This is a genomic window from Escherichia sp. 10290, from assembly GCF_030295155.1.
GTDB classification, from domain to species: Bacteria; Pseudomonadota; Gammaproteobacteria; order Enterobacterales; family Enterobacteriaceae; genus Escherichia; species Escherichia coli_F.
This window is the reverse complement of record NZ_AP025741.1, coordinates 623426-635041: the sequence shown is the minus strand read 5'-3', so window position 1 is coordinate 635041 and position 11616 is coordinate 623426. Positions and strand designations below refer to the sequence as shown.

General features: G+C 51.4%; 13 protein-coding genes. 7 read left to right on the top strand and 6 right to left on the bottom strand.

Annotated features, from left to right (window positions below):
• Positions 1-48: 48 nt before the first annotated feature.
• Positions 49-903 (top strand): chaperedoxin, encoded by an 855-nt coding sequence (cnoX, locus tag QUE74_RS02925; RefSeq protein WP_001355184.1) that lies wholly within the window; start codon positions 49-51, stop codon positions 901-903.
• Positions 904-1085: 182 nt separating this feature from the next.
• On the opposite strand, the gene fetB is transcribed toward cnoX, so the two are convergent.
• Positions 1086-1865 carry an iron efflux ABC transporter permease subunit FetB gene (fetB, locus tag QUE74_RS02920; protein WP_001355183.1) on the bottom strand — a complete coding sequence of 260 codons (780 nt, stop codon included), beginning with the start codon at positions 1863-1865 and terminating at the stop codon, positions 1086-1088.
• Positions 1852-2529 (bottom strand): iron efflux ABC transporter ATP-binding subunit FetA, encoded by a 678-nt coding sequence (gene fetA, locus QUE74_RS02915; protein ID WP_001157551.1) that lies wholly within the window; start codon positions 2527-2529, stop codon positions 1852-1854. The genes fetB and fetA overlap by 14 nt, the downstream gene beginning before the upstream one ends.
• 145 nt (positions 2530-2674) lie before the next feature.
• Between fetA and QUE74_RS02910 the strand changes: the two genes are divergently transcribed.
• Together QUE74_RS02910 and QUE74_RS02905 are read left to right on the top strand one after the other, a co-directional pair.
• Complete coding sequence (locus QUE74_RS02910; RefSeq protein ID WP_000904502.1) at positions 2675-3592, top strand: SPFH domain-containing protein; 918 nt, start codon at positions 2675-2677, stop codon at positions 3590-3592.
• Positions 3589-4047, top strand: a complete 459-nt coding sequence (locus QUE74_RS02905) for an NfeD family protein (RefSeq protein ID WP_000970329.1) — start codon at positions 3589-3591, stop codon at positions 4045-4047. The genes QUE74_RS02910 and QUE74_RS02905 overlap by 4 nt, the downstream gene beginning before the upstream one ends.
• A 91-nt stretch (positions 4048-4138) precedes the next feature.
• On the opposite strand, the gene QUE74_RS02900 is transcribed toward QUE74_RS02905, so the two are convergent.
• Positions 4139-4501, bottom strand: a complete 363-nt coding sequence (locus tag QUE74_RS02900) for a hypothetical protein (RefSeq protein ID WP_001001644.1) — start codon at positions 4499-4501, stop codon at positions 4139-4141.
• A gap of 365 nt (positions 4502-4866) precedes the next feature.
• Between QUE74_RS02900 and QUE74_RS02895 the strand changes: the two genes are divergently transcribed.
• From QUE74_RS02895 to QUE74_RS02880, 4 genes are all read left to right on the top strand, one after another.
• Positions 4867-5883, top strand: a complete 1017-nt coding sequence (locus tag QUE74_RS02895) for a YadA C-terminal domain-containing protein (RefSeq protein ID WP_000859808.1) — start codon at positions 4867-4869, stop codon at positions 5881-5883.
• A gap of 53 nt (positions 5884-5936) precedes the next feature.
• A complete protein-coding gene (locus QUE74_RS02890; RefSeq protein WP_001339231.1) occupies positions 5937-6359 on the top strand; it encodes a hypothetical protein in 423 nt (140 codons plus the stop codon).
• Positions 6356-6562 (top strand): hypothetical protein, encoded by a 207-nt coding sequence (locus QUE74_RS02885; RefSeq protein ID WP_000664213.1) that lies wholly within the window; start codon positions 6356-6358, stop codon positions 6560-6562. Before QUE74_RS02890 ends, QUE74_RS02885 begins: the two co-directional genes overlap by 4 nt.
• 88 nt (positions 6563-6650) lie before the next feature.
• Positions 6651-7874 carry a hypothetical protein gene (locus QUE74_RS02880; protein ID WP_000898666.1) on the top strand — a complete coding sequence of 408 codons (1224 nt, stop codon included), beginning with the start codon at positions 6651-6653 and terminating at the stop codon, positions 7872-7874.
• On the opposite strand, the gene cueR is transcribed toward QUE74_RS02880, so the two are convergent.
• From cueR to QUE74_RS02865, 3 genes are read right to left on the bottom strand one after another with little or no spacing between them, the layout of a single operon-like run.
• The gene (gene cueR, locus QUE74_RS02875; protein ID WP_001026747.1) at positions 7875-8282 is read right to left on the bottom strand and encodes a Cu(I)-responsive transcriptional regulator; all 408 of its coding nucleotides are present in this window, start codon (positions 8280-8282) and stop codon (positions 7875-7877) included. It lies immediately after the preceding gene.
• Positions 8279-9454 carry an HlyD family type I secretion periplasmic adaptor subunit gene (locus QUE74_RS02870; protein ID WP_001014326.1) on the bottom strand — a complete coding sequence of 392 codons (1176 nt, stop codon included), beginning with the start codon at positions 9452-9454 and terminating at the stop codon, positions 8279-8281. Before QUE74_RS02870 ends, cueR begins: the two co-directional genes overlap by 4 nt.
• Positions 9451-11613, bottom strand: coding sequence for a type I secretion system permease/ATPase (locus QUE74_RS02865; RefSeq protein ID WP_000739072.1), 2163 nt, complete (start codon positions 11611-11613; stop codon positions 9451-9453). Before QUE74_RS02865 ends, QUE74_RS02870 begins: the two co-directional genes overlap by 4 nt.
• Between the last annotated feature and the right edge of the window lie 3 nt (positions 11614-11616).

Below are 11616 nucleotides of genomic sequence, written 5' to 3'. Positions count from 1 at the left end.
GCTTAAGCCCCCATGTCAAAGAAAATATCGACAACAGAGAGCGACTCCATGTCCGTAGAAAATATTGTCAACATTAACGAATCTAACCTGCAACAGGTTCTTGAACAGTCGATGACCACACCGGTGCTGTTCTATTTTTGGTCTGAACGTAGCCAGCACTGTTTGCAGTTAACCCCAATTCTGGAAAGCCTCGCGGCGCAGTACAACGGGCAATTTATTCTGGCGAAGCTGGACTGCGACGCGGAGCAAATGATTGCCGCGCAGTTTGGTCTGCGCGCGATCCCGACCGTGTATCTGTTCCAGAACGGGCAACCGGTAGACGGATTCCAGGGGCCACAACCGGAAGAAGCGATCCGCGCCCTGCTGGATAAAGTGCTGCCGCGCGAAGAAGAACTGAAAGCGCAGCAGGCAATGCAGCTGATGCAGGAAGGAAATTACACCGACGCCCTGCCATTGCTGAAAGACGCCTGGCAGTTGTCGAATCAAAACGGGGAGATCGGCCTGCTGCTGGCAGAAACGCTGATTGCGCTGAACCGTTCTGAGGATGCAGCAGCCGTGCTGAAAACCATTCCTTTGCAGGATCAGGACACCCGCTACCAGGGGCTGGTGGCGCAAATCGAACTGCTGAAGCAGGCGGCTGATACGCCGGAAATTCAACAGCTACAACAGCAGGTAGCGGAGAATCCAGAAGATGCCGCACTGGCGACGCAACTGGCACTGCAACTGCATCAGGTTGGGCGCAATGAAGAGGCACTGGAGTTGCTGTTTGGGCATCTGCGTAAAGATCTCACCGCAGCAGACGGTCAGACACGTAAAACGTTCCAGGAGATCCTTGCTGCGCTGGGTACGGGTGATGCACTGGCGTCGAAGTATCGCCGCCAGCTGTATGCGTTGTTGTATTGATTTTCCGTTGAAATGCGATGCTGTGCTGGTTTGTAGGCCTGATAAGACGCGCCAGCGTCGCATCAGGCATCCGCGCATAGCCGCCGGATGCGGCGTGAACGCCTTATCCGGCCTACCAAACCGTGCTAATTCAATACATTGCAGGTGCCATGTAGGTCTGATAAGACGCATCAGGCATCGCATTATTTCTTCTTCAATTGCGTCACCACCAACTGGTGGCGCGAATTATAAAACTTACGATAGGTTAAATAGCAGGCAATAATGGTCGACAAGCTGGCGGTGGAGAGCAGCATAAAGGTCACCATAATCTGATATTTAATCGCCTTCACCGGATCAATCCCGGCAAATATCAGCCCGGACATCATTCCCGGTAAACTCACTAAGCCAACCGTTTTTGCTGAATCGACCGTCGGAATTAAAGCCGCGCGAATACTGTCGCGAATCAATATCGCTGAAGCCTGTTTCGGCGTCGCGCCAAGACTCAGTTTCTCCTGAATCTGTTGTTGTTCGCTAATGACCCGTTGCCCTAAATTGTTGTAACACAGCCCTACCGCGACCATCGCGTTACCGGCAATCATCCCGGCAATAGGAATCACTTGCATCGGGATAAACTCAATCGACCCTGAGAGTATCAGCACCGCCAGGGTAATTCCCGCCCCGACCGTAATAGCAATAAACGATGAAACAAAGGCTTTAGCAATATATTTACTGCGTTTTTGCGCATTCCACGCCGCATTAAAGCAGATAAATAACACCATCAATAATGTCAGGCTGGCATCATCCACGCTGAAAATATACTTCAGCACATAGCCGACAATAATCAGCTGAATTATCGCCCGCCCGACGCTCCAGAGAATATCTTTCTCCAGCGCCAGTTTTTCTTTATGGCTAATTAAGATTGCTACCACCACCAGCATTAATGCCAGTGCCAATGATTCGTTAGTAATATTATGCGAGTTCATAGCGTGCTTCCTGCATTTCTCCGGCATGCGGTTGCAGTGTAATCACTTTATCCGCATGATTAATTTCGTCTTTATCGTGTGTCACCCACAGCACGGCAATATTTTGCTCGCGCACATAACGGTGGATCATCTCATTAACGTTATGTTTATTACTTTCATCCAGTGCACTGGTGATTTCATCCAGCAATAATACCTTTGGCATAAATTGCAGGTTACGAATCAATGAGATGCGTTGTTTTTCACCACCAGATAGCTCGGCGATATTCTTTGTCAAAATGCTGTCCGGCAAAGCGAAGCGTTCGAGAAAATCGAGAAAAATGGCTGGGTCAGGCTGCTGGTTACGGATCTGCCAGGGAAAGATCAGATTATCGTATACCGTATCGCCAAACAGCGTCGGCGTCTGGGCGCAGTAAGATACTTGCTGGCGGTAGATTTCTGGCTTGAGTGTACTGACATCCTCACCTTCAAACAGCAACGTTCCGCTGGTTGGGCTGATTAATGAAGCAACAATTTTCAGCAGCGTACTTTTGCCACAACCGGAAGGGCCGGTAATTAACTTAAATTCGCCAGCACGTAGCGAAAAATTGATGTTATTAAGAATCTTCGTATCACCCGCCAGATATCCTACGTTTTGTAGCTGAAGCAAAGGACTATTTTCCTGCATCGCTGTTCCCTTTTTCTGATTTTTACTAAAAACAGTTTATCCTTCGCAGGAATAAGGGGGAACTCTCTTTCAGTAATCAGGTATAATTTGTTTAATCAAGCAGCAATTTTGCTGATTATGGACGGTACAACAGGAGGTTTTTCCGATGCTTATCTTTATCCCGATTCTCATTTTTGTCGCGCTGGTCATTGTTGGCGCGGGCGTCAAAATCGTGCCGCAGGGCTATCAGTGGACAGTAGAACGTTTTGGTCGCTATACCAAAACGTTACAGCCAGGGCTAAGTCTGGTGGTGCCGTTTATGGATCGCATTGGTCGCAAGATCAATATGATGGAGCAAGTGCTCGATATCCCTTCCCAGGAAGTTATCTCGAAAGATAACGCCAACGTTACCATCGACGCCGTGTGCTTTATTCAGGTGATTGATGCCCCGCGCGCGGCTTATGAAGTCAGCAATCTGGAGCTGGCGATCATCAATCTGACCATGACTAACATCCGTACCGTACTGGGTTCAATGGAACTTGACGAAATGCTCTCCCAGCGCGACAGCATCAACTCACGCCTGCTGCGTATTGTCGATGAGGCCACCAACCCGTGGGGGATTAAAGTCACCCGTATTGAAATTCGCGACGTGCGCCCACCGGCAGAGCTTATCTCTTCAATGAACGCGCAGATGAAAGCGGAACGTACCAAACGCGCTTACATCCTTGAAGCGGAAGGGATCCGTCAGGCGGAAATCCTCAAAGCCGAAGGTGAAAAACAGTCGCAAATCCTGAAAGCGGAAGGTGAGCGTCAGTCGGCATTTTTGCAAGCTGAAGCGCGTGAACGTTCCGCCGAAGCAGAAGCCCGTGCCACTAAAATGGTGTCGGAAGCCATCGCCTCTGGTGATATTCAGGCAGTGAACTACTTCGTCGCACAGAAATACACCGAAGCGTTACAGCAGATCGGTTCATCCAGTAACAGCAAAGTAGTGATGATGCCATTAGAGGCCAGCAGCCTGATGGGGTCGATTGCCGGGATTGCCGAGCTGGTGAAAGACAGCGCCAACAAACGGACTCAGCCATGATGGAGTTAATGGTCGTTCATCCACATATTTTCTGGCTCAGTCTCGGCGGGTTGTTGCTGGCAGCCGAGATGTTGGGCGGAAATGGTTATCTGTTGTGGAGCGGCGTGGCAGCGGTGATTACCGGCCTGGTGGTCTGGCTGGTGCCGCTGGGTTGGGAGTGGCAAGGGGTGATGTTTGCCGTCCTGACGCTGCTCGCCGCCTGGTTGTGGTGGAAATGGCTGGCACGAGGCGTGCGCGAACAAAAGCACAGTGACAGTCATTTAAACCAGCGCGGGCAGCAGCTTATTGGCCGACGTTTTGTGCTGGAATCTCCGCTGGTCAACGGGCGCGGTCATATGCGCGTCGGTGACAGTTCATGGCCTGTCAGCGCCAGCGAGGATCTCGGCGCAGGTACGCATGTTGAGGTGATTGCGATAGAAGGGATAACGCTGATTATCCGTGCGGTCATCGCCTGACGCGTCTTATCACACCCGGAAATCTGTACTAAAAATCATGCCGGATAAGGCGTTTACGCCGCATCCGGCATATAGCCGAGTAGTGGCAAAATTACTCTTCCCGGCCTTTCCCCATACTTTTTTGGTCTTCATCCGGATAGTGTTTTTTTAGATATTCCAGGACGTTTTTATTGACCTTGTGTTGCGTATACACCCACCCTTTCCAGTAATCAGGCTGGTCCAGATAAACTTCTGGCGGAATGGTGAAATCAGAAAGCGTTAACCATTCGGCTAACAGATCGGGGTTTCGCTTCTGGATCAACTGCAACAGCATGATCAGCGACATGGCAGAGGCAGGAGCCGTACTATCGCCACTTAAATATTTCCACACCGTTGATCGGTTCGAACGAAAAAGGATGGGAAGCAGCGCCCGGTCCAGATTCATTTCATTAAAAATCTTCTCAAATTCATTCATTTAATTTTCCTGCCTGGCGTAAACCTCTTAAAAATTGAGATTTATCAAAGAAACGCATTTTAGCACACATCAGGAACTGCTTCACGTTTAGTCCAGAAACAGAATTTATTTCGCTTATCAAAACAAGTCTTTACTCTTTTTTACATTGAAAGAGCACGAAATGATTTCCTTTTTTATTTATATAAGAAACCATTTTTGTTTCTTATTGATGGCGTTTACGCTTACACCAGACAAAAATGCGCTTTACATCACACAAATGGCGGCGTAGATTTCGATTAAATTGCAACGTAGTTTATTTCTTAAAACAATATTATTTGTTTCTTATAGAAACATTAATGCGACTTATTTTGAACAAGAGAAAATGAATGAAAACTGTAAACGTAGCTTTACTGGCACTCATAATTTCAGCAACATCCAGCCCTATTGTTTTAGCTGGTGATACCATTGAAGCGGCGGCAACAGAGCTTTCAGCCATTAACTCTGGCATGTCGCAATCGGAGATTGAGCAGAAGATTACCCGCTTTTTAGAACGCACCGACAACAGCCCCGCTGCATATACCTATTTGACTGAACATCACTACATCCCTTCTGAAACACCTGATACCACTCTGACTCCCCCTGTCCAGACAGATCCTGACGCAGGACAAAAAACCGTTGCCGCTACAGGTGATGTACAGACAACCGCCCGTTATCAGAGCATGATCAACGCCCGACAGTCTGCGGTAACTGATGCCCAGCAAACGCAAATTACAGAGCAACAGGCGCAGATCGTAGCCACACAAAAAACGCTCGCCGCGACTGGAGATACGCAAAATACCGCGCATTATCAGGAGATGATTAATGCCAGGCTGGCGGCTCAAAATGAGGCTAATCAGCGCACTACCACTGAACAAGGGCAGAAAATGAATGCGCTGACAACCGATGTGGCAGCACAACAGCAATATGAAAGGACTCAATACGATAAACAAATGCAAAGTCTGGCGCAGAAGTCTGTCCAGGCACATGAGCAAATTGAAAGTCTGAGACAAGATTCCGCACAAACGCAGCAACAGTTAACCAACACCCAAAACCGGGTCGCTGATAACAGCCAGCAAATTAACACGCTCAATAACCATTTCGATTCGCTGAAAAACGAAGTTGAGGACAATCGTAAAGAAGCCAATGCGGGAACTGCATCTGCCATCGCTATCGCCTCACAACCACAGGTGAAAACCGGTGACTTGATGATGGTGTCAGCGGGAGCGGGAACGTTCAACGGTGAATCTGCGGTGTCTGTAGGAACATCTTTTAATGCCGGAACGCATACGGTACTTAAAGCAGGTATTTCTGCGGATACACAATCTGATTTCGGTACGGGTGTCGGCGTGGGATATTCGTTCTAATTTTAACAGCAATTTCTTATTCGCAATTTTCCGTACATTATTTAAGGTTAACAATGATGAATAGCTCCATTAAATCGTTTTCCCTGCTGGCGGTTATATTACTGGCTGGCTGTAGTTCACCCACTTCCCGCATCGCAGATTGCCAGGCGCAGGGCGTCAGTCATGATACCTGTTATCTCGCAGAACAACAGCGTCAGACGGCTATTTTAAGTGCATCCGAGGCGCAGGCATTTAAAAATGCAGAAGCCGCACAACATGCCCAGGCGGCAAAGAAAGCCATTTATAAAGGATTTGGCATGACCTTTAGAATGAGCAGTAAGAACTTTGCTTATCTCAATGATTCATTATGTGCAATTGATGAAGACAATAAAGATGCCACTGTTTATCAGTCAGGTCTTTATAACGTCATTGTTTATCACCACACGGGAAAAGTCGCCTTAATGAAGGAAGGTCAGTTTGTGGGTTATTTAAAATGAAGGAGCAAAGGAAAATCCCCCTGACGCATATTATGATTATCGGTGCGTTTATTTTTGCCTTCTTACAAGTGGTGTTATTAGCCTCCCTGGTTCACGCTGTGAATGTTAACAACGAAATCCAGGAAGGCTTATTTCAGTCGGGGCGCATTATGGTAGAAAGTTTGCAGCATATTCTGTCTGTGCAACCGGTGATTAACGGGTAAGAGCACCGCTTCCATTTATAGAGCAATAGTCACCAGCGTAATTTTCTGGCACAGTTCAGGGAACTGAAATTTTGGCTAAGGAGTGGCCATGCTTTTTCCCTTTCGAAAACCTGAAGTACGTCTGCTGAAAAATACCGCTGCGGGCGTCATTTTTTCGGTGAAGTCAGGTAAAGGATTTCTGCGTCAATGTGTGATTTACGATCCGCACCCTTATGGGCTTATCCGTTCGCTCTGCTGGCAGGATGTCCCGTTAATACGTTTCTGGTCCGAGGCTGGCTGCCCCACCTGTGCGGAATTTGTCTACAGCGGTTTTGCGGATGATGAACAGGGAGCCGCCCGGTTTTTGTCTGCTCTCGAAAACTGGAATCGCCCGTGGTCTGGCATGACGGACGCTTTTGCCGCGCTGACACCGCTGTTCTCATGCATGGCTGATGGCTATTATCTGCTCGAAGATCGTGAACTTTACCCGACGGATGGCAACGGGCATTTCTTTTGGGCGGCAACGGACCATAGCGCCAGTAATCCGGCGACCGTTGCCGTCTGGGATCCTGAATATTGCTATTTCAGTGACACCGCCCCCTGTTTTCTTCTACCCGGCCAGCCGCCATCACATTTTAATCCTGAGCGTGCGACGTTTTATCGCGATAAACCGGACGCCCGCGCTCTGGCCTGGTATCTCCCTGATTCCTATCTCTGCGTTCTGCTCGACGGACACCATAAAGCAACAGCCGCCGCGCTGGAAGGGCGACCGCTCAAAACACTGGTGCTCAGCACGGCAACCCATTTTAATGATGAGCAACAAACCCTGGTATTTCCGGGCGGAGAATGTCTGCACAAAACAGAGCTACTGTGCCAGGTTCCCAAACTCACTGAGTGGAAAACATTACCGCCCGGCGCATGGGAGAGTTTCGGCCCTGATAAGCACATCAGCCCATCCGAAACCTGGTCAGAAGAGTTGCAGCAGAGCGTCAGTCGGTACCCTTCACTGGATCAAGCCTGGCAAATTGTTGAGGCCGGGAATTTGAGCGAAGCTCGTATTAAGCGCATGATCCAACAAGGTTTGGAGGGGGATGAAAAGGCTGATGTTATTTTGCAGGCACTGTTTTCCACATACTCGCCGCTTTTTGTTGACTTTGCTCGATTCGTTATCAGCCATCCGGCATACGCCATTTATCGCCCTCTCACCTTCCGGTTGATGGCGCAAAACCGAACGCCGCAAGCAGATGCTTTTTTTCTGGATTTTGCCATCAATGATGACGGCGAACGTCCGGAGTTGACGAAAATAATGGACGACTATTTTCGCAAGCCTTAATCACCCCGCCCGATGATGACAGCAGCCGGAGAGATTTTCGATAATTGGGCAGTCGGCGCTGTCATCACCGGGGCAGGCATTCGCCAGCGCCAGTAGCTGGTCGCGCATGGATTGCAGCTCCTCAATGTGCCGTTCGATCTCCGCTACCTTCTCCAGCGTACGACGTTTGACGTCGGCACTGTGACGCTGCGGATCGTTAAACAGATTCACCAGTTCGCCGCTCTCTTCCAGGTTAAAGCCCACCTGGCGCGCCTGGCGCAGTAAGGTCAGTTCGTTGAGATGCTGCTGCGTGTAGGTTCGATAACCATTTTCGCTGCGCATCGGCGGCGTCACTAGCCCCTTTTCTTCATAGAAGCGAATGGCTTTGCTGGTCAGGCCGGTAATTTTTGCTACATCGCTAATGTTCATCGTTCGCGCAACGCCTCCTGTGCTTTGTTAAAGGGTTTCAACAGATAATCCAGCACGCTTTTTTTGCCGGTGCGGATATCGACCGTCGCCACCATGCCGGGAAATATCGGAAACTGCTGTTTATGTTTATTTTCCAGATGGTTGCTGAAAGTGCGAATGTACACCCGATAGTAATAAACATCGCGTCGCACTTCATCCTGCACGGTGTCTGGTGATATCACCGCCACTTCCCCCGGCAGGCCGCCGTAGATGGAGTAGTCGTAAGCGGTTATTTTCACCAGCGATTTTTGCCCCGGATGGATAAACGCCACATCGCGGGGGGAGATTTTTGCCTCGATCAACAGTTGCTCATCCAGCGGCACGATAGTCATAAGTTTACCACCGGGGGCGATGACGCCGCCAACCGTGGTGACGTCAATGTCCTGAACAATGCCTCGCACCGGCGCAGTAAAGTTGAGCCGGGTGAGAGAATCTTCCCGCCCGCGGATCACCGAACGCTGGGTTTCCACTTCCGCATTGGCTTTCGCTAACTCTTCCCGCGCCTGTACGTAGTATTGCGTACGCACGTCGCTAAGTTTGTTTTCCAGTTCATTGGCCTGGCGTTGCAGGCGCAGCACTTCAACGCTGCTCGCCGCCCCCTGTTTCACCAGCGGCTGGGTCATCGCCAGTTCGCGGTTGACCAGGCTGATCCCCTGCGTCAGCCCGGTGGTGGCTTTGTTCAACCCGTCGCGGCGAGTGTTATATAACGCCGTTTCCGACTCGATAAGTTCGGGGAATTTATTCAGTTCGTCAGGAAAGACCAGCGGTTTATTGCTCACTTCTGCCCGCAGCCGCGCCGAGGTTGCCAGCGCCGCATACAGCCGCGACATCGCTTCCTGGACGTCGGATTCCGTTTTGGTGCGGTTAAGCTGCGCCAGCGGCTGCCCCTGTTCGACAATATCGCCAACCTTCACGTCGAGATGATACAAAATCCCGCCTTCCAGCGACTGCACCACCTGTTCGCGTCCAGAAGGTTCTACCGTGCCGCTGCCGGTGGTGACTTCATCAAGCTGGAAGTACCACGCCCAGCCGAGAAAACAGAGCAGCATCACAGCGGTAACGCGCACCGCCAGCGCCGAACGTGGCAGGCGGGGTTCAGTCAGGCCACGGTTGTATTGCAGTTGTCCGTTCATGCGGCAGACCCCTTATTCTTCTCCTGCAACACCACGCGTCGCGTCGTGGGTTCGCCCTGTTCACGCAAAATGGTCTCTTTCGCGCCGTCCATCACAATGCGCCCCTGATCCATCACAATTATCCTGTCCACCAGTTGCAGCATTGCCGTGCGGTGAGTAGCGATGACCAGCGTGCGATGCCCAATCCACTGTTTTAGTTGTTCAATTAAATACGCTTCCGCCATTTCATCCAGCGAGGCACTGGGTTCATCGAGCAGGACGATATTGGGTTGAGAGATGAGCAGCCGCGCCAGCAGCAGCGTTTGCCGCTGGCCGCCAGAAAGACCAAATCCCCCTTCCTGAATCATGTAGTTAAGGCCGTTTTTCTGCTTCTGCACAAACGGCAGCGCCCCGCTGAGGGTCAACGCGCGTTCGATATCTTCATCGCTGGCTTCTGGCATCCCCATGGTGAGATTTTCCCGCAGCGAACCGAAGAACAGTCGCCCAGTCTGGCTCAGCAGCCCCATGTCGCGGCGCAGATCCGCCGGATCAAGTTGCCCGATGCTGATGTTATCCAGCAGCACCTGCCCCTGCTGGGCGATACGCATTCCGGCGAGCATTTGCAGTAGCGTTGATTTACCCGCGCCGTTGCGCCCGAGAATGGCGATTTTCTCTCCGGCCTGAATGTTGAGTTTGCCGATCGCCACATCGGCAATCTTCTCTTCTTCGTCGTAATAAAACACCGCGTTGCTGAACTGATAATTTCCGTGCAGCACTGCTTTATGCACCAGTTTGCCGTGTTCCGGCTGATCCACCGGGCGCTTCATCAGTTCATCAAGGCCATTACGCGCCACTTTCGCCTGCTGCCAGCGCGAAAGCACGCCGGATATCTGCGACAGCGGCGCAATGGTGCGCGAAGCCAGGATCGTCGTCCCGACCAGCGCGCCGGTGGTCATGTCGCCGCTCATCACCATAAAGCAGCCCACCAACAGCACCACCACATAGACGATGGATTGCACTTCCTGCGTCCAGGTGAGCAGCAGCCCGGTGAGAAAACGTTGCTTCATACTGATGGACGAGGCCACGTCGTTGGTGTGATTCCACTGATTCTGGAAACGCTGTTCAGCACGCAGCAGTTTAATGTCTTCAATCGACTGCACGGCCTCGACAAGCGTAGCGTTGCGCACTGCCGATTCGCGCATCCCTTCGTTCGCCAGCCGCGCCAGCGGGCGTTGCACCAGCAGGCCGGGGATCACCAGCAACGGCAGCGCCAGCAAAACAACCAGCACCAGCCAGCCGCCGATCATCCACAGAATAAAAACAAACAGCAGGAAGAACGGCAGATCCGCCACCGCGCCAATGGTGGTGGAGGTGATCAGCTCCCGCACCGATTCCAGTTCGCGGATCTGTGAGATAAACGATCCGGTGGATTTCGATCGCACGTTATTTTTCAGCCGTAATGCGTGACCAAACACGCGATCCGAAATACGCAGATCCGCCCGTTTGCCGATCACATCGGAAAGGTGTGTGCGCACCATGCGCATACAGAACTCAAACAGGATCGCCATCATCACCCCGGCGAACAGCACCCATAGCGTCGGGTAGGACTGCGCCGGAACAACGCGGTCGTAAACCTGCATCGAGAAAATCATCGCCGCCAGCGCCAGCACGTTCGCCACCAGCGAGGCCAGCATAATATCGCCATAGCGCCGCCAGTCTTTTAGCGAAAGATTCCAGAACCAGTTAGCCTGATACGGGCGAATGTAGTCATCCACCCGCGCATCGGGGATGGCGCTGAGCGGGCGCAGTAGCGCCAGTTCAACGATTTTGTCTTCTATATCCGTGACGTTTAGCGTAGTTTCCAGCCCTTCGTCACCGCTGAACTGAACGCTGATATTATCGTGATTGTCGCGGCGGGTGATCACGCCAATCTGTTGATTATCAAACACCGCGATCAACGGCAGACGCCAGGGGTTAAGCGAATCAGTGGAAAACTCCACCAGCCGTAGCCCCATCCCCAACTGCCGCGCCATGTCGGTGAGCAACTCTTCCCGCTTGCTGTCGCGCTCCCAGTTGACGGTCGCGCGCACGTTCTCCTGGGAAAAATCGAGGCGGTAATAACGCGCCACGGCGATCATCGCCTCCAGCCAGGCTTCCACGGACTGGGCATTTTTTTTCATTCT

Coding starts and splice junctions, on each gene's coding strand:
- QUE74_RS02905 (WP_000970329.1), top strand. CDS start 3,589: ATGATGGAGTTAATGGTCGTTCATCCACATATTTTCTGGCTCAGTCTC.
- QUE74_RS02880 (WP_000898666.1), top strand. CDS start 6,651: ATGCTTTTTCCCTTTCGAAAACCTGAAGTACGTCTGCTGAAAAATACC.
- QUE74_RS02910 (WP_000904502.1), top strand. CDS start 2,675: ATGCTTATCTTTATCCCGATTCTCATTTTTGTCGCGCTGGTCATTGTT.
- fetA (WP_001157551.1), bottom strand. CDS start 2,529: ATGCAGGAAAATAGTCCTTTGCTTCAGCTACAAAACGTAGGATATCTG.
- fetB (WP_001355183.1), bottom strand. CDS start 1,865: ATGAACTCGCATAATATTACTAACGAATCATTGGCACTGGCATTAATG.
- QUE74_RS02890 (WP_001339231.1), top strand. CDS start 5,937: ATGATGAATAGCTCCATTAAATCGTTTTCCCTGCTGGCGGTTATATTA.
- cueR (WP_001026747.1), bottom strand. CDS start 8,282: ATGAACATTAGCGATGTAGCAAAAATTACCGGCCTGACCAGCAAAGCC.
- QUE74_RS02895 (WP_000859808.1), top strand. CDS start 4,867: ATGAAAACTGTAAACGTAGCTTTACTGGCACTCATAATTTCAGCAACA.
- QUE74_RS02885 (WP_000664213.1), top strand. CDS start 6,356: ATGAAGGAGCAAAGGAAAATCCCCCTGACGCATATTATGATTATCGGT.
- QUE74_RS02865 (WP_000739072.1), bottom strand. CDS start 11,613: ATGAAAAAAAATGCCCAGTCCGTGGAAGCCTGGCTGGAGGCGATGATC.
- cnoX (WP_001355184.1), top strand. CDS start 49: ATGTCCGTAGAAAATATTGTCAACATTAACGAATCTAACCTGCAACAG.
- QUE74_RS02900 (WP_001001644.1), bottom strand. CDS start 4,501: ATGAATGAATTTGAGAAGATTTTTAATGAAATGAATCTGGACCGGGCG.
- QUE74_RS02870 (WP_001014326.1), bottom strand. CDS start 9,454: ATGAACGGACAACTGCAATACAACCGTGGCCTGACTGAACCCCGCCTG.